Raw genomic sequence first — 20,797 nt, 5'->3', positions numbered from 1 at the left:
CGCGCCCGTCGCGCGGCACGCTGTCGGAACTGGCACAACGCGGCGGCGGCGCAAAGGATCGCGGGCGCGCCCGGACGCGATCGAGGCCGGAACGGCCCCGGAAGCGGTGGCCTGGAACGCCCGGCCCTCGGCGGCGGCCGTGCCGGGACGGTACGGCGCGGTGGCCTGCGCACGGACGTCGCTTAGGCCGACATTAACCAAGATCCCCTTTGATGGCGGAGGCTTAAGGTTGATTCTTCCCTCAACGGCCGAGCCCTTCCGAACATCCGCGCCCCCGCGCGGGCTGTGCCGGGAGGCCGTGCGGGAACCCGCGTTGCCGAGTACCCCGCATGGACATCGCCGCGCTCGTCCAGGGCCAGACCGCCCGGCCTCCCCGCCGTCACCGGCGCCGGCCGCCCCTCGCGGCGCTCGCGCTCACCGCCCTCGGCGGCGTCGCGCTGGCCGGTCTCCTCCAGCCGGACGAAACCGCCTTCCGGGGGGAGCCCGAGCGCGTGGAGGCTCTCGCCGAGGCGCCGCCACCTCCGGTCGCCTCCGACGCCTTGGCCTGGATGCTCGATCCCGAGCCCGCCCTCGCCGAACCCGCCCCCGGTTTCGTGTCCGCCCTGCCCCTGGCGCGCACCCTGCGGATCCCCGCGCCGGCGCCCGCCTCGGTCGCCGGTCTCGAGGCGCCGAAGCCGGCTCCGGCGGCGCCGATGACGGTCGCCGCCGCCTCGCCCCCTTCCCCCCTTTCCCCTGCCGCCCTTTCCCCTGCCGCCCTTGCCCCTTCCGCCTCGTCCCCTGCGGCCACCCCGTTCCCCGCGGCCGCGCCGGCCCGCGTGGCGCTCACCGTGCCGCTGCCGGTGCGCCGTCCCGCCGCCCTCGGCGACGAGGCCCGGGCAGCGGTCGCCCGGGTGGCGCTGCCCATGACTCCGCCCATGACCCCGCGCCTCGCCGCGCGCCAGCCGCGGGAATCGACCCGGCAGGTCTTCAGCGCCGCGGTGAGCGACGACCGCTCGTTCTTCGAGAAGCTGTTCGGGGGCGGATCCGAATCCCCGGCCCCGTCGGGGCAGGCCCTGGCCTATGCCGGGCTGGAGAACGGCGCGGCCGAATCGGCGGCGCGGCGGCGGCTCCTGCCGGGACCGGTCGCGGAGCCGGGGGTCGCGGTCTACGACATCAGCGCGGCGACCGTGACGCTGCCGAACGGCGAGGTGCTGGAGGCCCATTCCGGCCTCGGCGTCGCCCAGGACAATCCGGCCTACGTGCATCTGCGGATGCGCGGCGCCACGCCGCCCGGCGTCTACGACCTGCGTGAGCGCGAGGCCGCGTTCCACGGCGTGCGGGCGATCCGGCTCAATCCGGTGGGCGGCGCGGCGGCGATCCACGGACGCGACGGCATCCTCGCCCACACCTACATGCTCGGCCCGAGCGGCGCCTCGAACGGCTGCGTCGTGTTCAAGAACTACCACCGCTTCCTGCAGGCCTACCTGCGGGGCGAGGTCCGCCGCATCGTCGTGGTGCCGGGCTCCGGTCCGAGCCTCATCGCCGGCCGCCGCGGGACCCGCCGCTCGGCCTCGGCGGCCGACGGAAACTGATCGGCTGCCTCCGGGGTGCGACGGGGGCCCGTCGCCCGCCCGTGACGCGGGTTCATTCCGCCGCCGGCAGAGGGGCGCGGCGCGTCCGCAGCGCCTGGTTGATGAGGTCGGACAGGGCCACGTAGTCCTGGCCGATATCCTCCAGGATCAGGGCGAGATCCTCCGGCAGGTCGGGCTCGGCGCAGCAGGCGCGCACGAGGGCCGCATGCAAGGGCATGGTGGTCTCGGCATAGGTCCGGAAGAAGTTCTTGGCCTGCTCGACGGTGTTGGTCTGCATCGCGGATCCGCGCTCGCTGGAGGGGGCAGGGAGGCCGGCACCGGCCGGCCTCCGATGGATCGGACGCCGGTCAGGCGGCCTGGCGCAGCGGCAGGGTGCGGCTGCGGACCGAGAGGGCCTGCATCCGCTCGAGGGCGCGCGGGGTCGCCTCCCACAGCCCGACGACGAGGTGGCCGCGGGCGGAGTGCGACTCGGCCAGCAGATCCGGGGTCCAGCCGATGCGCTGGTAGATGCGGGTCATGCGCGCATCGTAGAGGCCGACGATGTGCTCGATGCCGGACGTCAGGCACAGGTCGCACAGGCCGATCAGCAGGTCGGAGGAGACCTGCCGCATGGCCTCGGCCCGCTCGCCCCGGCGCGGCGGGTGGACGCAGAAGCGGGTGCATTCCCAGGCGGTCGGGCTCTCGACGTCGACCGGCTCGTCGAAGAAATCCGCGAATTCGTAGCGCAGCATCGTGTCGCCGGTGGTCGGCAGCAGCCGCAGCGATCCGGTCAGATGGCCGTCCGCATCGGAGGCGACGACGTAGACCGTGTCGTCGCAGCGATCGTAACGGTCGATTTCCAGACCGTCTTCGACGGCGACCTCCCAGCCGAGCCGGTCCTTGAAGACCGCAGCACGTGCGCGGAACATCTGGTCGAAGTCTTGCGAAAACCGGGTGCGATCGGCGCCAGAGAAGATTTTGATCATGGGGAAGACCTCCTGTGGTCAGGAAGTCTCCCCGGAGCCGGGTCTCCGACAATCTCTCGAAATTGAGAGATCGACGGCCGGCCCGATCGGTGTCAGACGGGCCGCAAGGCCCCGTTCGCGGCGCGGCGCAGAATCGGGCGGCGCCGGGACCGAATCAGCGGACGTCGATCAGGTCGAGGGCGATGGCGCGGGCGACGAGCTGCGCCATGGTCGCGCAGCCGAGCTTGTGCCGCGCGGTCTTGAGGTAGAGCCGCACGGCCGGCTCGGAGATCTCCAGGAGGTAGGCGATCGTCTTGCCCTGCCGCCCCAGGGCGAGGAGCTGGACGCATTGCTGCTCGCGCCGCGACAGCCGCGGCGGCCGGGCGGCGCGCAGTCCGCTGAGCTGCACCGCGCGCTCGTGGAAGAAATGCGCCACGGCGTGATACTCGCGCAGATAGGCGGGCTTCTCGCGCTCCCACCGGTCGAGGCAGATGTTCGAGGTGAGGGTGAAGATCGCCCGCTCGCCGTTCGGGCCCCGGATCGGGATGGTGATGCCCTGGCGCCCGACGCCGTGGCTCTCGGCTTCGGTGAAGAGATGGCGCGCGCCGCTGGATCGGCGGTCGAGGGTGCTCCAGTCGATCGGCAGGAAGCCGCCCCGGCCTGCCTGCACGACCGGATCGATGGCGAAGTAATCCTCCCCGACGTAGCGGCCGACCCAGACCGGATCGTAGGACAGCATCAGGATCGGGTTGGCCTGCACGCAGCCCGGCACGTGGGTGGCGTGGTAGACGATGTTGGCCAGCCCGTAGGCGTCGCGCAGATCGAGCAGCAGCGGGTTCAACGCGTCGAGGCTCGGCGTCGCCGCTAGGACGTCGAGGGTCTCCGTGAGGCTGATGTCGCGCTTCATGCCAGGATCCTCCGCGGTCCCGACCCGTCCAGGAGGCGGCGTGCCGCCTGATCACATCCGCGTGATGCAAGCGGGGGGCCTTTTAACCCTCTTTCGGCGCCGCCCCAAATCCGCGTCGGCGCCCATGCACGGTTTGCAGGCTTTCGCGCGTGGTTTCAATGCACGGTTTCAGTGTCGCTCGCGCCCCTCCGGCGCGATGTCGGCGGCCGCGGCGAGGACGAGGCGGTAGACGCCTTCCTTGAGCTGGCCCTCGGGAAGGCGGTCGAACGCCTCGGCCAGCGCCCGCGCGGCATCGGATAGGATCGGTCCGGACGGGTCGGTTGCCCGCAGGCCCAGAAGATCGTCGGCGCTCACCGCGAGATGCTCGGCGACGCGGGCGAGCCGGGCGGCGGTGATCGGGTTCGCGCCGCCCTCGTATTTCTCCATCTGCGGGCTCGTTACCGCGACGGCCTCGGCGAGGGTGGCGAGCGACAGGCCCTGGCGGCGGCGGGCGGCTCGGATCCGCTGCCCGATCGCCTGGTCGGCCTCCGTCACGCTCCTCACGGCCACCGCCTCCCCGATTCCGTCCACACCGCGGGACAGAGTGGTCAAGCGGGGGGCGAGGGCAAGGCCGAACGAGGCGCGTGCCGGCCGCGCGTCCCGCCCGTCCCCCGTTCGCGAAGGCCCCGCGGGTCGGCGGTCAGTCCTTGGGGGCGGGCCGGATCTTGAGCTGGTCGATCGCCCAGAGCCAGTGACCGTCCGACTGGCGCCGGGCGGCCTCGACCGAGAGCGCGCCGTTCGGCAGCCGGGCGAAGGTGAGGCCGAGATCGCCGTTGCGCAGGGCCGGCAGCGTTTCCGGGGCCGGGAAGTCGGACTTGCGGCCGAGCAGGTCCGCGTAGAAGCGGCGGATCTCGTCATGGCCCGTCGCCACGACCTCGCCCGCCGCGAGCACGGCCTGCGGCTCGTAGAGCGCGACCAGCCCTTCGACGTCCCCGGCATTGGCGCGGGCGTGGAACAGCCGGGCCAAATCCTCCGGCGCCTGGGCCGTCTCCCGATCGGTGTCGCTCATGGCGTCGCTTCTCCTTCGCGCGCCGCCTGGAGCGGCGGCTCCTTGAGTCGGTGTCCCTGTCCGTCCCGCACCGTGACCGCGACCGGGATGCCGGCCTTGACGCTCTCGGACACGGTGCAGAACTGCTCGAACTGTTCGAGGACCCGGTCGATCCGGTCCATCGAGGCGGCATCGGCGCCGAGCGCGATGGACACGTCGATCCCGTCGAGGCGCAGACGTCCGTCCGCGTTGCGGCCGATGCGTCCGCTCGCCTCCGCGCTCACGCCGCCGCCGTCCTGGCGGTACTTGCCGAGGGCGAAGACGAGGCTGGCGCACAGGCAATTGCTCACCGCCGCGATCAGCACCTGCTCGGGGGAGGGGCCCTCACCCGCCCCGATCGGCACCGGCTCGTCGGTCAGGAGGGGCACGAAGGCGGGGCCGAACTCGACCCGGAAGGCGAAGCGCTCGACCTGTCGGATGGTGATGCTGGGCCTTGCCGACATCGCTGACGTTCCTCCCGGATTCCCGCCGGCCCCGAGCGCCGGCGACCGCCTCGGCGGTTCGTGGCCCGCGCCCGACCGGGCGTGCGTCGCCCAGCGAGGGGCGATCCTGGTCCTCAACCGCCCGCGGGGAGTTCGGTTCGACGGATGCACGCCGAACTTGACCCGACATTCGTATTTGGTATACCAGATGCCAACGCCACGCGGCGAACCGGCCGGATCCGCCGGCCAGAGCAGGGAGGCACCGCACGTGATCACCGGACGCGGATGTCCCGAGAATCATCCTGTCGGGGTCCAGGCCCCGCGGGCGAACGGCTGAGGGCCGGGCGCCATGCAGGCAGCGACGCATACGGCGCAGGGCTTCGACCTTTCGGGTCTCGTCGCGGCGGTCGGCGACGCGGTGGTGGTGTCCGATCCCGACGGGCGGATCGTCACGTGGAATCCGGCCGCCGAGCGGATCTTCGGCTTCACGCTGGACGAGGCGCTGGGCGAGACCCTCGATCTGATCACCCCGGACCGCCATCGCCGGCGCCACTGGGACGGGTACGCCAAGACGATGCGCACGGGGCAGACGCGCTACGGCACTTCGGTGCTGAAGGTGCCGGCCCTGCACAAGGACGGGCGGTCCCTGTCCATCGCCTTCACCGTCGCGCTCCTCCACGGCGCGGACGGGGAGGTCACCGGCATCGCCGCGGTCATCCGCGACGAGACCGAGCGCTTCGAGGAGGAGCGCCGCCTGCGCCGCCGCCTGGCGGAGCTCGAAGAGGCCCTGGGCACCCTCGTGCTCGCCTGACAACCTTGAGAATTCCAAACAAGTCCCTTTGAACCGAGAACGATTGCCGAGACCCCCGATTTCCCAAGTCCTCCGATTCCTGAAGTCCTCCGATTCTTGAAGTCCTCGCATTCTTGACGTCCAAAATTCCCAAGCACTCCAAGCAGAAGCCACCAGGGAGAACGCCGCAATGACCCAGCCGCTCGAAGGTATCCGGATCATCGATTTCACCCACGTCCAGGCGGGTCCGGCCTGCACGCAGCTCCTCGCGTGGTTCGGCGCGGACGTGATCAAGGTCGAGCGCCCGGGCTCCGGCGACGTGACCCGCACCCAGCTGCGCCACGTCGAGGACGCCGACGCGCTCTACTTCACGATGCTGAATTCCAACAAGCGTTCGCTGACGCTGGACACCAAGAACCCTCAGGGCAAGGAAGTCCTAGAGAAGCTGATCCGTGAATCCGACGTGATGGTCGAGAATTTCGGCCCCGGCGCTCTGGACCGCATGGGCTTCACCTGGGCCCACATCCAGTCCCTCAACCCGGGCATGATCCTCGCCTCGGTGAAGGGCTTCTCCGACGGCCACCACTACGAGGACCTGAAGGTCTACGAGAACGTGGCCCAGTGCGCCGGCGGCGCCGCCTCGACCACCGGCTTCTGGGACGGCCCCCCCACCGTGTCGGCCGCTGCGCTCGGTGACTCCAACACCGGCATGCACCTGGCCATCGGCATCCTCACGGCGCTGCACGCCAAGAACAAGACCGGCAAGGGCCAGAAGGTCGCCGTGTCGATGCAGGATTCGGTGATCAACCTCTGCCGCGTGAAGCTGCGCGACCAGCAGCGCCTCGACGCCATCGGCTACCTCGAGGAGTACCCGCAATACCCGCACGGCGAGTTCTCGGACGTGGTGCCGCGCGGCGGCAACGCGGGCGGTGGCGGCCAGCCGGGCTGGGTGCTCAAGTGCAAGGGCTGGCAGACCGACCCGAACGCCTACATCTACTTCACCATCCAGGGGCATGCCTGGGCCCCGATCTGCAAGGCCCTCAACAAGCCCGAGTGGATCGACGATCCGGCCTACAACACCGCCCGCGCCCGCCAGGACAAGATCTTCGAGATCTTCGCCCTGATCGAGGATTGGCTGGCCGACAAGACCAAGTTCGAGGCCGTCGACATCCTGCGCAAGTTCGACATCCCGTGCTCGCCGGTGCTGTCGATGAAGGAAATCGCCGCCGATCCGTCGCTGCGCGCCAGCGGCACCATCGTCGAGGTTCCGCATCCGAAGCTCGGCTCGTACCTGACGGTCGGTTCGCCGATCAAGTTCTCGGACATGAAGGTCGACATCAAGGCATCGCCCCTCCTCGGTGAGCACACCGACGAGGTGCTGGCGGGGCTCGGCTACACGCCCGAGCAGATCGCCGCGATGCACGAGGCCCGCGCCGTCTGATTCGGCGGGCGTTACCCTCCCGGGACGGTGTTTCGCCCCGGGAGATCATGACCGGATCCTTCCCCGGTCGTTTTCCTCCTCCGTATGACTTGGCCGGGCCGCTTGCGGCTCGGCCATTTTTGTCTGACGCCCCGCCCCGGGGGGGCGAGCCCGCGCCGACCGGTCGGCAACGGATCGTTAACCATGGCCTGCCGACAATCCCGGGAGGCAGGCGGGTGTCGGATGACGCGCAGACTACGATCCGGGACGGCGGCGCCCGTGGAGACGCTGCTGCGGTCCGGCAGCGCGCATCTCGAGGCGGGCCGCCTCGCCGAGGCCGAGCGGGATTTCACCCGGGCCCTCGCGGGGGCCCCGGGCAACGCCGCGGCGCGGTTCGGGCTCGGCATGGTGGCGAGCCGGGGCGGCGAGCCCGGACGGGCCGTGCCGCAGCTCGTCGACGCCCTGCGGGCCGCCCCCGATCAGGCCGCGCATTGGGCCGGGCTGGCCGCGGCCCTCCTGGCCACGGACCGCCTCGCGGAGGCGCGCACCCTCCTCGACCGCTTCAAGACCTGGGGCTTCCCCGCCGCCACGATCCGCGCGCTGACCGGGCCCATCGCCACGACCCTGCTCGCCGCCGCCGCGGTCCTGATGGAGAGCGGCCGGCTCGACGAGGCCGAGGCGCGCCTCGACATCGTGATCGCCGTCGACGCCGCCAACCCGGTCGCGATCCACCGGGCCGGTCTGATCGCCCGGGCCCGGGGGCAGGACGAGCGGGCCCTGATCCTGCTCGATCTCGCCGCCCGCCTCGACGGCGGCAACGCCACCTACCTGATCGATCTCGCCTCGGTCCATCTGCGGGCCGAACGGAAGGCCGAGGCGCTCGCCCTGCTCGAACGGGCCGTCGCCCTCGACCCGGATCGGGCCGAGGCGCAGGCCCGGCTCGCCGACCTCTCCGTTGCCTGTGGCCGCCTCGGAGCGGCCCTGCGCTCGAACGTGGCGGCGGCGCGGCTCACCGCCGACACGGCCCGCGCCCGCAACAACCGCGGCGTCCTGCTGCTGCGCCTGGGACGCCCGGCCGAGGCGCTCGCCGTGCTGGAAGCGGCGCTCGCCGCCGATCCCGACGACGCGATCGTTCACAGCAACCTCGTCCAGACCGCCCTCTACGCCGCGCCTGCCGAGGCCGCGCGGCAGGCGACCGCCTATGGCCGCCGCCACGCCGACCCATTGCGGCGGACCCGTCCCTTCGCGGCCGACCGGTCCGGCGACCGGCGGCTGAGGATCGGCCTCGTGTCGGGCGACCTGTGCGATCACCCGGTCGCCCGCTTCATCGAGCCGTTCCTGCGCCACCATGACCGGGACCGGTTCGAGGTCTTCGCCTACGCCAACGGCCCCGCCGACGCGACGACCGGGCGCCTGAAGGCCCTGACCGCGGGCTGGCGCGACATCGCCGGCCTCGACGACGATCGGGCGAGCCGGGCCATCGAGGACGACCGGATCGACATTCTGGTCGATCTCTCGGGGCACAGTGCCGGCCATCGACTGACCGTCTTCGCGCGCCGACCCGCGCCGGTCCAGGTCACTTGGATCGGCCTGCCGGTCACCACCGGCCTCACGGCGATCGATTACCGCCTGACCGACGCCGCCTACGATCCCGAGGGGATTCCGGACGATCCGCTCCATCCCGAGCGGCTGTGGCGGCTCCCCGGCGTAGCCTATTGCTACGCGCCCGATCCGGCCGCGCCCGAACCCTCGCCGCCGCCCAGCGACACGACCGGCTGGGTCACCTTCGGCTGCCTCAACCGGCCGGAGAAGCTGAGCGGCCCGACGCTCTCCGCCTGGGCGCGCATCCTCGACGCGGTGCCGGACGCGCGCCTGCTCCTCGTGGTCCCCGACCTCGCCGACCCGCAGACGCGCGCGGAGACCGAAGCGCGCCTGGGCGCGGCCGGACTCGACGCCGCCCGCCTCGATCTGATGCCCTATTCCCGGACCGAGCGATTCGCGGCCCATGCCCGGGTCGACATCGCCCTCGATCCGTTCCCCTTCAACGGCGGCACGACGAGCTACGACACGCTCCACATGGGCGTGCCGCTGATCGCCCTGCGGGGCGCGCGGACGCTCGGCCGCATGGGCGCCGCCGTGCTCGACGGGGCCGGGTTGTCGGACTGGGTCGCCGACGACGTCGACGGCTACGTCGCCCGCGCGGTCGCCCTAGCGGGGGAGGCGGCCGAACGCGCCCGCTGGCGCGGCACCCTGCGCGCGCGGCTGCGCGCGAGCCCGCACCGGGACGCGGCGCGCCATGCGGCCGAGGTGGGCGCCGCCTTCGCGGCCATGTGGCAGCGATGGTGCGCCGCCCCCGGCTGAGTCCCGCTCAGGCGAAGAAGTCGCCGAGAAAGAAATCGACCGCCTGGGCCACGACGCCCGGATCGTAGGCGTGCGGCCCGTCATACTCGACATAAGTCAGGTCGTAGCCCGCCCCGCGCAGCAGGCGGGCATGGGTGCGGGCGCTGCGGTCGATGCCGATCTGCTCGTCGCGGGTGCCGTGCGACAGGAAAATCTTCGGCGCCCCCACCTGCATCTGCACCGACATGAAGCCGGCCGACGACACGATCAGGTGGCTGACCCGGTCGCCATTGGTGAGGCCGATCGAGAGCGTGTAGCTGCCCCCGTCCGAATGGCCGGCGAAGGCGAGGTGGCGCGGATCGATCAGGAAGCGGTCGGCCACCTCGGCGAGGGCGCGGTCGAGCCGCTCCCGGTCCGGGCCGTTGCCCGCGATGACGAGGTCCCAGGTCGGAAGCAGCGATTGCGGGGCGAGCAGCAGGAAGCCCCGCGCCTGGGCGTGCCCCTCCAGCATCGGCAGGATCTTCTCTGCGCTCCCGCCACCGCCGTGGAACAGCACCACGAGGGGCGTCGGCAGGCGCGGATCGATGTGCTCGGGCACGCGGATCAGCGCGTCGCGGGTCTCGAACAGCCCGAGCGCGTGGCGGCCTGGCGGCAGCGGCGGCTTGGTCGGCAGGCGCGGCAGGAAGGCGAGCCGCCCGGCGAGCCGCGGGTCGAGGGGAAGGGTCGGATCGATCGCGGAGGAGTCCATGGGATGCGTCCGTGACGGGGGCCGGCCGCCCGCGACGCCTCGGCGCCGCTCATCTCTGCCAGGGGCGAGGAGCGGCATTCCGGTCATCCGAACGTGGGCAAGGCCCAGAAACGAAGAGGACCGCGGTGCCCGGAAGGCACCGCGGTCCGAGTCAGACGAAGGTCGGGAAGGCCGGAGGGCCTCAGCCCCCCTTCTTCTTCAGGGTGCTCTGCGGGTTGAGGCTGCCGATATTGCCGCTCTCGCTGCCGGCGGTCGGGTCGATCTCGGCGTTGATGAGGGTCGGCTTGCCGGAATCCATCGCCGCGTCCACGGCCCGCTTCAGCTCGTCCGGCGTGGTGACGTTCACGCCGACGCCGCCGAAGGCCTCCATCATCTTGTCGTAGCGGGAATTCTTGACGAAGACGGTGGTGCCCGGATCGCGGCCGGTCGGGTCGGTGTCGGTGCCGCGATAGATGCCGTTGTTGTTGAAGATCACGATGCAGACCGGCAGCTCGTAGCGGCAGATGGTCTCCACCTCCATGCCGGAGAAGCCGAAGGCCGAGTCGCCCTCGACCGCCAGAACCGGCTTGCCGGTCTCGACGGCGGCCGCGACGGCGAAGCCCATGCCGATGCCCATCACGCCCCAGGTGCCGACGTCCAGGCGCTTGCGCGGCTGGTACATGTCGATGATGCCGCGGGCGAGATCGAGGGTGTTGGCGCCCTCGTTGACGAGGATCGCGTCGGGCCGCTCCTTGATGACAGTGCGCAGCGCGCCGAGCGCCGAATGGAAGCACATCGGCGAGGAGTTCTTCATCAGCTTCGGGGCCATCTTGGCGATGTTGGCCTCGCGCTTGCCCCGCAGCGTCTCCAGCCAGTGGGAGGGCGCGCCCTTCCAGTCCTTGCGGATGCCGTCGAGCAGCGCCTCGACGCAGGAGCCGATATCGCCCACCACCGGCGCGACGATCTCGACGTTCGAGTCCATCTCGCGGGGCTCGATGTCGATCTGGATGAAGCGCTTCGAGCCGGGCTCGCCCCAGGTCTTGCCCTTGCCGTGGGAGAGCAGCCAGTTGAGGCGCGCGCCCACCAGCAGCACCACGTCGGAATCCTTGAGCGCGGTGGAGCGGGCCGCACCGGCCGAGAGCGGGTGGGTGTCGGGCAGGAGGCCCTTGGCCATGCTCATCGGCACGTAGGGGATGCCGCTCTCCTCGACGAGGGCGCGCACCGCCTCGTCGGCCTGGGCGTAGGCCGCGCCCTTGCCGAGGATGATGAGCGGACGCTCGGCCGACTTCAGCACGTCCAGCGCCCGGGCGATGGCGGCCGGGGCCGGGAGCTGGGCCGGAGCCGCATCGATCACCTTCACGAGCGACTTCGCGCCGAGCGCGCCGTCGATCACCTGCGAGAACAGCTTCGCGGGCAGGTCGAGATAGACGCCGCCCGGACGGCCGGAGACCGCGGCGCGGATCGCGCGGGCGACACCGATGCCGATATCGGCGGCGTGCAGCACGCGGAAGGCGGCCTTGCAGAGCGGCTTGGCGATGGCGAGCTGATCCATCTCCTCGTAGTCGCCCTGCTGCAGGTCGACGATCTCACGCTCGGAGGAGCCGGAGATCAGGATCATCGGGAAGCAGTTCGTGGTGGCGTTGGCGAGCGCCGTCAGGCCGTTGAGGAAGCCCGGAGCCGAAACGGTGAGGCAGATGCCCGGCTTCTTGGTGAGGAAGCCGGCGATCGCGGCGGCGTTGCCCGCGTTCTGCTCGTGGCGGAAGGAGATGACGCGCAGACCCTCGGCCTGGGCGAGGCGGCCGAGATCGGTGATCGGGATGCCGGGGACGTTGTAGATCGTCTCGATGCCGTTGAGCTTGAGCGCGTCGATGACGAGGTGGAAGCCGTCCGTCAGGGCGGGCTCGTCGTGGGGCACCGCCCCCGCGGTGATCGCATCGATGTTCTGGGCCAGAGCGGTCATGCGGCGTTCTCCCGTTCGGTTCTCTGATTTTTTGCTGGGCGCGCCCGGCCCCTGTGCGGGGATTCCGGCGGCCGTCGGTGCGATGCGCCGGACCGGCGCCCGGCCCCTCATTGTGGAGGCCGGTCTTGTGCTGCGCATTTGGTATACCAAATACCAAATACGTGGTCAAACGAAAGAGCGGACCCGATGTGCGGGGTCTGATGGAGGACGCCGTCTTCCCGGACGCGCGCCGCGCTGATGGCGCGCCTGACGGCATCGTGACTCGCCTTTTGCGCGAGCTTGACCATTCTGGTCGCATGAAAGTGGCCGCAGCCTATTTCCGTCAGAAAGCCGAGCAGTGCCGGCGCCTTGCGCATGCCATGACAGAGCAGGCCGACCCGGCCGTCGTCATGCTTCATGAAATGGCCGACGAGTTCGACGCGAATGCCCTCGCCCTGGAGTCGAGGATGGAGCGGGACACGTCGCTCGAGCCTCGCGTCGACGAGGGCGCCCTGCGCGTTCACTGATTCGAGACGCGGCGCGACCGCGGAAAACAGTCGCGCGATCTCGTCCCACCGCGCCGCCTTGGGCGTCGATGCCGAATCGGTCGGGATCGGACGCCTGACGGCACGCCGCGCTTCGAGGCCCTCTCCGTCACCGCCAGCCCCATCGACGATGCGGACCGATCGTCGATGGCCGCCGCGAAGGCGGGCGGCTTTCGTCCGCCGGACGTGAGGGGAGGGATCATCGGTCCTGTCCCAGGCCTCTTGGGGATCGGGCCTCTTGGGGATCGGGCCTCTTGGGGATCGGGCCTCTTGGGGATCGGGCCTCTTGGGGATCGGGCCTCTTGGGGATCGGGCCTCTTGGGGATCGGGCCTCTTGGGGATCGGGCCTCTTGGGGATCGGGCCTCTTGGGGATCGGGCCTCTTGGGGATCGGGCCGCTTGGGGATCGGGCCGCTTGGGGATCGGGCCGCCGGATCGCTGCGCTGTCGTGCGAAGATGCCGTGATGCCGCGTCGACGATCCCGGCAAGGGGGCCGCCGAGGCCGTCCGGGATGCCCTTCACCCAGTCGGCTTGCGCCCCATCAGCCTTCGGCCGAAACGCGAAGCGCGCCGGGCGTCTCCGCCGCGGCGCGCCTTGCGTGACCGGCCGGCATGCGCCGGCCGGGTCGCCTGTCGTCAGTGGACCGTCGCGGCGTTCGGCCCGGTCTCCGCGGCCGAAGCCTTGGTGTAGCCCTGCCGCATCGGCTTCAGGACGAAGATCGCCATGAAGGCGGCGACGATGTTGAGCGCGGCGGCGGCCAGGAACACCGCGTGCCACGAGCCCGTCATCGTGGTGAGGATGCTCGTATAGGGTACGATCAGCGCCGCGGTGCCCTTGGCCGTGTAGAGCAGGCCGGCATTGGTGGCCGCGTATTTGGAGCCGAAGGTGTCGCCGCAGGTCGCCGGGAACAGCGAGTAGATCTCACCCCAGGCGAAGAACACGAGACCGGTCAGGATCACGAACATGATCGGGTCCTGGCCGAACTGGCTCAGCATGTAGATGCCGACGCCCTCGATGCCGAAGGAGAGGAACATCGTGTTCTCGCGGCCGATATGGTCGGAGATCCAGCCGAAGAGCGGCCGCGTCACGCCGTTGAGCACCCGGTCGATGGTCGCCGCGAAGGTCAGCGCCGGCAGGGTGATGCCCATCAGGCTCACCGGCACGTCGGCGATGTGGAAGTCCTTGGCGATGGGGCCGAGCTGGGCGGTGGCCATCAGGCCGCCGGCCGCCATCATCACGAACATCGCGTACATCACCCAGAAGATCGGGGCGCGCACCATCTCGCCGGGGGTGTAGTCGCGCTTGCTCTGGCTGACGCGGGCGATCTCGGGCACCTGGCCCTTCTTCGGCGAGACGAGGAACAGGGCGATCAGCATCACGATGAGGCCCTGGCCGATGCCGAACCAGAAGAAGGCATGCTCGTAGCTGTAGTGGTGGATGACCGCCTGGATCGGCACCACGGTGAGGGCTGAGCCGGCGCCGAAGCCCATGGCGGTGAGGCCGGCGGCGAGGCCGCGACGGTCGGGAAACCACTTGAGCGAGTTGCCGACGCAGGTGCCGTAGACCGCGCCCGCGCCGGTGCCGCCGATGACGGCGCCGAGATAGAGCATCGTCAGGGAGTCGGCGTAGGCGTTGATCACCCAGGCGAGGCCGCACAGCAAGCCGCCGACGAGCGTGACGATCCGCGGGCCGTACTTGTCGACGAACCAGCCCTCGATCGGCACGAGCCAGGTCTCGGTGACGACGAAGAGCGTGAAGGCGACCTGGATCGCGGCGCGATCCCAGCCGTGCCGCTCCTGGATCGGATTGACGAAGAAGGTCCAGCCGTACTGCATGTTGGCGATCATGCACATGCAGACGATGCCGAACGCCAGTTGCAGCCATCGGTTGGTCGGGCGTGAGCCCGGTACTGTCACGGGATCTGTCATGGACGTCTCTCCAGAGGGTCCGCTCGATTGTTCGAGCTTTTCGGTCCGCGAGTGTTCTCGTCGGGCCAGTTCTTCTTCGGTGCGTCGGCGGGCAGGAGGTGTCCGCCGGTTTGGGCAGAGGGACCGCGCGGCGCGATCCTGAGGCGGGCCGGGCAGGCCGGCACGATTTTTCTTCGGGACCCAGGATTACGGCGACAGCTCGTTCGTGGGTCCCGATGGCCGGCACCATAATTCAAAATTCAGCGTTGACAACAGGTATTATGTATACCAGCTTCCCATCCGAGGGCGCCCCCTCGGGAGAGGCGCTCCGTGAGGAGGAGCGCCGTGCTCGCAACGATGCGCCGGGACGCAGGCGCGGCCGGCTTTCGCACCATCCATCGTGATCGATCCGTGGCCGAGGCCGCGCAGCTCCTCGCCGAGTCCGGCGCGGGCGCCTTGGTCGTGGTCGAGGGCGAGGCCGTGGACGCGCCGGTGACCGGCCTCCTGACCCAGCGCGACGTGTTTCGCGCGGTCGCGGCGGAGGGGCCCGAGGTCTACAGCCGCTCCGTCTGGCTCATCACCGATCCGGATTTCCCCGCCATCGATGTCGGCGCCACGGCCCGGGAGCGCCTGCGGGTCTTCTGCGCGCGGCAGGCCGACCACATCGCTCTCATGGAATCCTGCCGCGTCCACGCCATCCTGAGCATCTGGGATTGCGCGGGCGAGGCGGGCGCGGAGGCCTCGCCATGACCCTGACTGCCGATCCCCATCCCCACGCCATCCAGCCGCAGCGGGCGCCCGAGATGAAGAACCTGACCGTCGTCGAATGTCCCGTCGTGTTCCCCGGCGAGAACGAGTTCGGGATGTCGAGCGTCGATATGCTGCCCCGGCTCGGCATCGCCGCCGGGCTGGAGAGCCGGCACATCCGCGTCCTGGACGAGCGGATCATCGCCGTGTGCATCTGGAAGAGCACGTTCTGCGCCAAGCTGTTCTTCGATGCCGCCTGGAGCGAGCGGGCCAACACGCTCTGGGGTGAGGCCTATCAGATCCGCTTCGAGGCGATCGACGACGCCTCCGCGGCCTAGGCTCGGGCGATGCCACCGCGCGTGAGGGTCTCGTGACCGCCCCGGCGCCCGCGGCCGAGGCGGCCTTCCATGCCTGGGAGCCGGGTCTCGAGCCCGGCCTGCCGCGGGCGCTGATGCCCCTCGCCACGGTGTTCCGGCCCGAGACCACCGCGCTGCCGCTCGCCGAGATCCTCGAACTCGCCGATCTCAGCGGACTCAGCCCTGTCCGGCTCGCGCCGATCCGGGCGGAGCGGCTCGCCGTGCACGAACTCCTGATCCGGGTGATGGCCGATTACTCGGTGCCGGTCGGCGAGGTCTACGCCGATCTCGGGGTCAATTTTCGCGCCATGGTCAGCACGATCTGGCGCGACGGGATCGCCGCCCGGATGGGCGCCGTGGAGGCCGCCCTCGACGCCCTGCGCACCGAGGCGGGGGAGATCCTGGGGCGCGAGCTCGCGCTCCTGCTCGACGGGGAGGCCGAGGCGCCGCCCCCGGCCCCCCGGCGCCTGTTCGGCCTCCTGCCGGGCAAGCCCGTCCCGGTTCCGGCCGTCGATGGGCTCGCCCGTGCGCTGACCCGGCTCGACGGTCGCTGCGCCGAGGCGGAGGGCCTCGAGGGCGCCGTCCGCGAGGCCCTGCGCGGCGTGGTCGCGGCGGTGATCGCCCGGCAGGGCACCCTGATCCGGGACCGGGCGCTCCTCGCCCGGCTCGCCCTCATCCTGGTCGCGAACCGCGAGGGAAGCCGGCGCATCGGTGCGCTGATCGAGCCGTGGATCGCCGCCGCCGCCGAGGCCCGCGGCTACCGGCGCCTGGCGGCGCAGGCGGAGCCGGTCGTCATGACGGTCAAGGGCGCCTCGGCCTCGGGCAAGAGCACGATCCGGCCCTACCAGCGCGACCTCGCCGGGCGGATCGGCGCCGACTGGTCCGATTTCGCGGTCGTCACGCCCGATGTCTGGCGCAAGTTCCTGCTCGATTACGACGGGCTCGGGCCCCTGCGCCGCTATGCCGGTCCGCTGGCGGGCCACGAGATCGAGATCGTCGACGCCAAGCTCGACCGCCACATCACGGCCAAGGCGGCGGGCGGCAGCGTCTCGCATCTGCTGATCGACCGCTTCCGCTTCGACAGCTTCTCGACCGGGCCGAACGGCGACGGCACCGGCGGGCTGCTGACCCGGTTCGGCCAAAGGGTCTACCTGCAATTCATGGTCACGCCGCCCGAGGAGACCGTGGAGCGGGCCTGGAAGCGGGGCGAGGAATTCGGGCGCTACAAGGCGGTGGAGGACCTGCTCGCCCACAATGTCGAGGCCTATTCGGGCATGCCGCGGCTGTTCTTCACCTGGGCCCTGCGGCAGGACCGGGCGGTGTTCTACGAATTCCTCGACAACGCCGTGCCGAAGGGGGCCCGCCCCCTGACCATCGCCTTCGGGACGAACGGCGCCATGACGATCCTCGACGCGCGGGCGCTTCTCGCGATCGAGCGCTACCGCCGGATCGATATCCGCGCCCGGAGCCCGGCGGAGGTCTATCGCGGCGCCGAGCCCGATCCGGCGCAGGATGCCGGCTTCCTGCGCGCGATCCTGCGCCGGATCGCCACCGTGCGCTTCGCCGAGCCCGCCACCGGCCGCGTCGTCGCCCGCTTCGAGGGGGGGCGCCTCGCCGGCCTCGATCGCCCCCGGCTCGAAGCCCTCCGCGCCGACCCAGCCATGGCGGAGGCGCTGGCCGCCGCCGGGCTCGGTTCGGAGAGCGCCGCGACCTGCCCCGACCTCGACGAGGTGGTGCGCCCGGAGCATGCCGCGACGCTGGGGGATTGGGGCGCGACACGGGGGTGAGGGCCGGTTCGATGTGCGGGTGACGGGACCGGATGACCATCCCGGACGGCTTCCGAACCGGTGCGGACCGCCTCCTCCGGCCGATCCCGGTCTCTGAAATCGGGTGGCCATCACGTGGCAGCCGCGTCCCGCGCTCGACCTCCTCGCGAGCGGCCAGAGCACAGCCTTTCAGCCGATCGCGTTAAGACAAAGATGCCTCGCAGGAAGGCAACGTGCCCATGCGAGTTGCAATTCCAGGGGCGGCTCGTAGATTTGTATATGGTATACCAGCCTCGCTGGCCGCCGGGGTTTCCGCCCCCGTTGCGGGCAGTGAAGGCAGAGCATCGCGAGGCGAGGATGCCCAACACCGGTGGTCCGGAACTCCACGTCGGGAAACTACAAAAATTCCGCCTGTTCAGGCCGATCCTGGCGGGCGCGACCTTGCGGGAGCGGGTGATCGCCTGCCTGGGCGCCCTGGCGGGCATCACGCTCACCGGGCTGATCTGCGGCTGGTTCTTCGGGGAAGGCCCGCACATCCCCTTGATCGTGGCGCCGATGGGGGCCTCGGCGGTGCTGATCTTCGCGGTGCCGGCCAGTCCGCTCGCCCAGCCCTGGCCGGTGATCGGCGGCAACACGATCTCGGCCTTCATGGGGGTGCTCGCCGCCCATTTCATCCCGGATCCGGTGATCGCCATCGGCGTCGGCGTGTCTCTCGCGATCGCCGCGATGTCGCTGACCCGGTCGCTTCACCCGCCGGGCGGCGCGGCGGCGCTCACCGCCCTCATCGGCGGCCCGGCCGTCACCTCGGCGGGCTTCCTGTTTCCCCTGTTTCCGGTCGGCCTGAACTCGGTCATCCTGGTCGTGCTCGGCATCGGCTTCCACAAGCTCTCGCGCCGCAACTACCCGCACCGCGCGGTCGCGGCGCCCGTGAACACCCATGGAACGGCGGATCGGCCCGCCCCGCTGCGGGTCGGCTTCCAGGCGGAGGACGTCGATGCCGCCCTGGAGGCGCTCGACGAGACCCTGGACATCGACCGCGCCGATCTCGACCGCCTCCTCCGGCAAGTCGAGCTTCAGGCCCTGGTGCGCGCCCGCGGCACCCTCACCTGCGCCGAGGTGATGTCGCGGGACGTGATCACCCTTGGTCTCGACGGGAGCGCCGAGAAGGCCCGCCACCTCCTCATCACGCACAACATCCGGACGCTTCCCGTCATCGACGGGGCCGGCCGGCTCGCCGGGACGATCGGCCTGCGCGAATTGACGCTGCAGGGCGCAGTGGGCCTCCGGGCGGTGATGTCCGAGGCCCGGACCGCCGGACCGGACGAACCGGTGATCGGGCTGGTCAATGCCCTGACCGACGGCCGCACCCACGCGGTCGTCGTCGTCGCCGAGGACCGGCGGGTCCTGGGCATCATCACCCAGACCGACCTGCTCGCGACGCTGACGCGTCTCCTCTCGGACAAGACCTTCGCGCCGTCCGATCCGGTCGCCCCCCAGGCGGCCTGACGGCCCGTCGCTCGGGCCGATCCTGGCCCTGATCCTTCGGAATGTTGGCCCGGTTGTTGCCAGAACCTCGGCACGCCCGGCAACGCCACGCCCGCAGGATGGCCCCGATGCACGACGGTTCGCTCTCTCTCCATCTGCTGCACGCCGCCCTGATGGTGTCGAGCATGATGCTGACGTGGCAGGTCGCCCGCCTGCGCAAGCACTGACGGGCCCCTCACATCAGCCCGGGAGAGGGCACCGGCTCTCGGAAAAACCCGGTGCGAGTCAATCCCTGACAGCCTCGTCTCGGAGACGGGATCGGGCCGACGCGCACAGCGGACGCCACTGCAATCGTTCAGGGAGACGCACGGCATCCGTGACGACGGTCACGGGTTGCGACGATCGATGCGACAAGTCAGCGGTTCACGCCCGCTTTCCGGCCCGGTGTCGTACAGGCGGGGCGAAGGACGGCGCTACGCCCGGATCGTCTGATCCGGCTCCGCCGTCGACATCGCGGGAAGACCGAGGGCGGCCAGGGTCTCGAACGCCAGCGGTGCATCGGCGAAGTGGACAACACGCAGGCGGGGCGTGGACGGGGCCGTGTCGAGAAAGGCCTGGATCTCGGCCTCAGACACGTGACCGAAGGCTTCCACGAGGTAGCTCAGGGCGTCGTCGGCCATGGTCGGTCCCCCTCCCGGTCCGGCAGGCGTGAGAACCGCCCGCGAACCGCGTTTGTTGGTATTTGGTATACCAACAAACGCGGGAGTCAAGATCGCGCCAGAGGGCCGCGCGGCCGGGCCCTACGACGCGATGCCTGTCTGAATCGGACGGGGCCCGGATGGGTGCCCGCCGACGTGGGCCCCACCGAAGACCGGGACAGCCCGGGCTTACGCTCTCTCAGTGCTCGTGCTTCCCATGACCGTGGTCATGCGCGTGCTCGTGCGAAGGCGCGTGACTATGCGCATGGTCGTGACCCTGGTGTCCGTGGTCGTGATGCGCGTGGCCATGGTCATGCCCGTGATCATGCCCGTGATCATGGCTGTGATCGTGGCCGCAGGTGCTGTGATCGTGGGCGGCCTTCTCGGGGCGGAAGGCGCGGGTGACCGGCTCGGCCGCGCAGCCGGCGCCGCGCACCAGCTCCGCCGCGCTTGCGGGTACGTAGAGCCTGTCGGCAGCGACCTCCGCCGGGACGTGGCTGCCGCCGAGCTGCCAGGCGAGGCGCAGGAGTCGGGACGGGCTGCCGGCGCGGACCTCCAGGAGTGCTTCCGGCGCGGCGCGCACGGCGACGAGGCGCCCGTCGTCGAGCTTGAGCGCGTCGCCGTCCTCCAGCCCCGATGCCCGGTCCAGGGCGAGGTCGAGATGCAGGCCGCCTTCCGTGTGGACATGGGCGTGGGCCTGGGCGCGGGCGGCGTGGTCGAGGACGACCGTGTCGACGACCTGCTCGGGCCGGACGGCGGCCTTGCGGACGATCTGGCGGGCTGCGGGCATGGGATCCTCGGGGCTCTGGGACGTGCGGGACGACGTTTTTGCAACAGGTGCGCCTGAGATGGCAGGCGCGGGCCGAAAAGTCATGCCCTCCCGCGAACCCGCCCCAATCTTGGCCGTTTCGTCTGCCGGTGCTGACAGACCACGGCCGCCCGGCGGGATCGCCCCGCGACGAGGCCGGAGCGCCGATGCACAAGGGAGTTTCTCGATCATGAAGAGCCTCATCGCCGCCATCGTCGCGGGCGGCCTCGCCCTCTCGCTCGGCGCCTGCAACACGCCTCAGGACCGGGCTCTCGGCGGCGGCGTCCTCGGCGCGGGCCTCGGCGCCGCGGTGGGCGGTCTCGCCACCGGCCGTGCCGG

General features: G+C 70.9%; 20 protein-coding genes. 9 read left to right on the top strand and 11 right to left on the bottom strand.

The window, feature by feature from the left end:
• Nucleotides 1-329 precede the first annotated feature (329 nt).
• Entirely contained in the window at nt 330-1,571 is a 1,242-nt protein-coding gene (locus LW587_RS18305; protein ID WP_232631030.1) for a DUF2778 domain-containing protein, read from the top strand.
• A 52-nt stretch (nt 1,572-1,623) separates the two neighbouring features.
• Here the strand turns inward: LW587_RS18305 and LW587_RS18300 are convergent, their stop codons facing one another.
• The 6 genes from LW587_RS18300 to LW587_RS18275 form a co-directional block, all read right to left on the bottom strand.
• Nucleotides 1,624-1,848, bottom strand: coding sequence for a hypothetical protein (locus tag LW587_RS18300; protein WP_232631029.1), 225 nt, complete (start codon nt 1,846-1,848; stop codon nt 1,624-1,626).
• Nucleotides 1,849-1,918: 70 nt separating this feature from the next.
• The gene (locus tag LW587_RS18295) at nt 1,919-2,536 is read right to left on the bottom strand and encodes an acyl-homoserine-lactone synthase (RefSeq protein WP_269780349.1); all 618 of its coding nucleotides are present in this window, start codon (nt 2,534-2,536) and stop codon (nt 1,919-1,921) included.
• Nucleotides 2,537-2,690: 154 nt separating this feature from the next.
• The gene (locus LW587_RS18290) at nt 2,691-3,422 is read right to left on the bottom strand and encodes a helix-turn-helix transcriptional regulator (protein ID WP_232631027.1); all 732 of its coding nucleotides are present in this window, start codon (nt 3,420-3,422) and stop codon (nt 2,691-2,693) included.
• A gap of 168 nt (nt 3,423-3,590) precedes the next feature.
• Nucleotides 3,591-3,965, bottom strand: coding sequence for a helix-turn-helix domain-containing protein (locus tag LW587_RS18285; RefSeq protein ID WP_232631026.1), 375 nt, complete (start codon nt 3,963-3,965; stop codon nt 3,591-3,593).
• 136 nt (nt 3,966-4,101) lie between these two features.
• The gene (locus tag LW587_RS18280) at nt 4,102-4,470 is read right to left on the bottom strand and encodes a YybH family protein (RefSeq protein WP_232631025.1); all 369 of its coding nucleotides are present in this window, start codon (nt 4,468-4,470) and stop codon (nt 4,102-4,104) included.
• Nucleotides 4,467-4,952, bottom strand: coding sequence for an OsmC family protein (locus LW587_RS18275; protein WP_232631024.1), 486 nt, complete (start codon nt 4,950-4,952; stop codon nt 4,467-4,469). The genes LW587_RS18280 and LW587_RS18275 overlap by 4 nt, the downstream gene beginning before the upstream one ends.
• A 328-nt stretch (nt 4,953-5,280) precedes the next feature.
• Between LW587_RS18275 and LW587_RS18270 the strand changes: the two genes are divergently transcribed.
• The 3 genes from LW587_RS18270 (at nt 5,281) to LW587_RS18255 (ending at nt 9,502) form a co-directional block, all read left to right on the top strand.
• Nucleotides 5,281-5,742: a PAS domain-containing protein gene (locus LW587_RS18270; protein WP_232631023.1), complete on the top strand. Its 462-nt coding sequence runs from the start codon at nt 5,281-5,283 to the stop codon at nt 5,740-5,742.
• Between the two features lie 169 nt (nt 5,743-5,911).
• On the top strand, nt 5,912-7,162 hold the full coding sequence (gene frc / locus LW587_RS18265; RefSeq protein WP_232631022.1) for a formyl-CoA transferase: 1,251 nt from the start codon (nt 5,912-5,914) through the stop codon (nt 7,160-7,162).
• A gap of 258 nt (nt 7,163-7,420) precedes the next feature.
• Complete coding sequence (locus LW587_RS18255) at nt 7,421-9,502, top strand: O-linked N-acetylglucosamine transferase, SPINDLY family protein (RefSeq protein ID WP_269780348.1); 2,082 nt, start codon at nt 7,421-7,423, stop codon at nt 9,500-9,502.
• A gap of 7 nt (nt 9,503-9,509) precedes the next feature.
• Here the strand turns inward: LW587_RS18255 and LW587_RS18250 are convergent, their stop codons facing one another.
• A complete protein-coding gene (locus tag LW587_RS18250) occupies nt 9,510-10,229 on the bottom strand; it encodes an alpha/beta hydrolase (RefSeq protein WP_232631021.1) in 720 nt (239 codons plus the stop codon).
• Nucleotides 10,230-10,410: 181 nt separating this feature from the next.
• Nucleotides 10,411-12,168 carry an oxalyl-CoA decarboxylase gene (gene oxc, locus LW587_RS18245; RefSeq protein ID WP_232631020.1) on the bottom strand — a complete coding sequence of 586 codons (1,758 nt, stop codon included), beginning with the start codon at nt 12,166-12,168 and terminating at the stop codon, nt 10,411-10,413.
• Between the two features lie 200 nt (nt 12,169-12,368).
• Here oxc and LW587_RS18240 point away from each other — a divergent pair, with 200 nt between their 5' ends.
• Nucleotides 12,369-12,674, top strand: coding sequence for a hypothetical protein (locus LW587_RS18240; protein WP_232631019.1), 306 nt, complete (start codon nt 12,369-12,371; stop codon nt 12,672-12,674).
• A 652-nt stretch (nt 12,675-13,326) separates the two neighbouring features.
• Here the strand turns inward: LW587_RS18240 and oxlT are convergent.
• A complete protein-coding gene (gene oxlT, locus LW587_RS18235; protein WP_232631018.1) occupies nt 13,327-14,619 on the bottom strand; it encodes an oxalate/formate MFS antiporter in 1,293 nt (430 codons plus the stop codon).
• Nucleotides 14,620-14,955: 336 nt separating this feature from the next.
• On the opposite strand from oxlT, the gene LW587_RS18230 reads away from it, so the two are divergent.
• The 4 genes from LW587_RS18230 to LW587_RS18215 all read left to right on the top strand — a co-directional run bounded on the left by LW587_RS18230 (nt 14,956) and on the right by LW587_RS18215 (nt 18,973).
• Nucleotides 14,956-15,348: a CBS domain-containing protein gene (locus LW587_RS18230; protein WP_269780350.1), complete on the top strand. Its 393-nt coding sequence runs from the start codon at nt 14,956-14,958 to the stop codon at nt 15,346-15,348.
• Nucleotides 15,349-15,401: 53 nt separating this feature from the next.
• Complete coding sequence (locus tag LW587_RS18225; protein ID WP_332839844.1) at nt 15,402-15,683, top strand: hypothetical protein; 282 nt, start codon at nt 15,402-15,404, stop codon at nt 15,681-15,683.
• Nucleotides 15,684-15,715: 32 nt separating this feature from the next.
• Nucleotides 15,716-17,488 (top strand): hypothetical protein, encoded by a 1,773-nt coding sequence (locus LW587_RS18220; RefSeq protein WP_232631015.1) that lies wholly within the window; start codon nt 15,716-15,718, stop codon nt 17,486-17,488.
• 336 nt (nt 17,489-17,824) lie between these two features.
• Nucleotides 17,825-18,973, top strand: a complete 1,149-nt coding sequence (locus LW587_RS18215) for an HPP family protein (protein ID WP_232631014.1) — start codon at nt 17,825-17,827, stop codon at nt 18,971-18,973.
• Between the two features lie 452 nt (nt 18,974-19,425).
• Here LW587_RS18215 and LW587_RS18210 read toward each other — a convergent pair whose 3' ends face one another.
• Both LW587_RS18210 and LW587_RS18205 read right to left on the bottom strand, forming a co-directional pair.
• A complete protein-coding gene (locus tag LW587_RS18210; RefSeq protein WP_232631013.1) occupies nt 19,426-19,632 on the bottom strand; it encodes a hypothetical protein in 207 nt (68 codons plus the stop codon).
• A 217-nt stretch (nt 19,633-19,849) separates the two neighbouring features.
• A complete protein-coding gene (locus LW587_RS18205; protein ID WP_232631012.1) occupies nt 19,850-20,440 on the bottom strand; it encodes an urease accessory protein UreE in 591 nt (196 codons plus the stop codon).
• Nucleotides 20,441-20,797 lie beyond the last annotated feature (357 nt).

It is taken from the genome of Methylobacterium sp. Leaf118 (assembly GCF_920984675.1).
Lineage (GTDB): Bacteria > Pseudomonadota > Alphaproteobacteria > Rhizobiales > Beijerinckiaceae > Methylobacterium.
Note: the sequence above shows the minus strand (reverse complement) of the source record. Positions and strands in the feature narration are given on the sequence as shown.

Excerpts from the sequence above, each read along its gene's own strand:
- LW587_RS18210 (WP_232631013.1), bottom strand. The coding sequence starts at position 19,632 with ATGGCCGACGACGCCCTGAGCTACCTCGTGGAAGCCTTCGGTCACGTG.
- LW587_RS18290 (WP_232631027.1), bottom strand. The coding sequence starts at position 3,422 with ATGAAGCGCGACATCAGCCTCACGGAGACCCTCGACGTCCTAGCGGCG.
- LW587_RS18215 (WP_232631014.1), top strand. The coding sequence starts at position 17,825 with ATGCCCAACACCGGTGGTCCGGAACTCCACGTCGGGAAACTACAAAAA.
- LW587_RS18240 (WP_232631019.1), top strand. The coding sequence starts at position 12,369 with ATGGAGGACGCCGTCTTCCCGGACGCGCGCCGCGCTGATGGCGCGCCT.
- LW587_RS18300 (WP_232631029.1), bottom strand. The coding sequence starts at position 1,848 with ATGCAGACCAACACCGTCGAGCAGGCCAAGAACTTCTTCCGGACCTAT.
- LW587_RS18270 (WP_232631023.1), top strand. The coding sequence starts at position 5,281 with ATGCAGGCAGCGACGCATACGGCGCAGGGCTTCGACCTTTCGGGTCTC.
- LW587_RS18230 (WP_269780350.1), top strand. The coding sequence starts at position 14,956 with ATGCGCCGGGACGCAGGCGCGGCCGGCTTTCGCACCATCCATCGTGAT.
- frc (WP_232631022.1), top strand. The coding sequence starts at position 5,912 with ATGACCCAGCCGCTCGAAGGTATCCGGATCATCGATTTCACCCACGTC.
- LW587_RS18275 (WP_232631024.1), bottom strand. The coding sequence starts at position 4,952 with ATGTCGGCAAGGCCCAGCATCACCATCCGACAGGTCGAGCGCTTCGCC.
- LW587_RS18225 (WP_332839844.1), top strand. The coding sequence starts at position 15,402 with ATGAAGAACCTGACCGTCGTCGAATGTCCCGTCGTGTTCCCCGGCGAG.
- LW587_RS18250 (WP_232631021.1), bottom strand. The coding sequence starts at position 10,229 with ATGGACTCCTCCGCGATCGATCCGACCCTTCCCCTCGACCCGCGGCTC.
- oxlT (WP_232631018.1), bottom strand. The coding sequence starts at position 14,619 with ATGACAGATCCCGTGACAGTACCGGGCTCACGCCCGACCAACCGATGG.
- LW587_RS18295 (WP_269780349.1), bottom strand. The coding sequence starts at position 2,536 with ATGATCAAAATCTTCTCTGGCGCCGATCGCACCCGGTTTTCGCAAGAC.
- LW587_RS18280 (WP_232631025.1), bottom strand. The coding sequence starts at position 4,470 with ATGAGCGACACCGATCGGGAGACGGCCCAGGCGCCGGAGGATTTGGCC.
- LW587_RS18205 (WP_232631012.1), bottom strand. The coding sequence starts at position 20,440 with ATGCCCGCAGCCCGCCAGATCGTCCGCAAGGCCGCCGTCCGGCCCGAG.
- oxc (WP_232631020.1), bottom strand. The coding sequence starts at position 12,168 with ATGACCGCTCTGGCCCAGAACATCGATGCGATCACCGCGGGGGCGGTG.
- LW587_RS18305 (WP_232631030.1), top strand. The coding sequence starts at position 330 with ATGGACATCGCCGCGCTCGTCCAGGGCCAGACCGCCCGGCCTCCCCGC.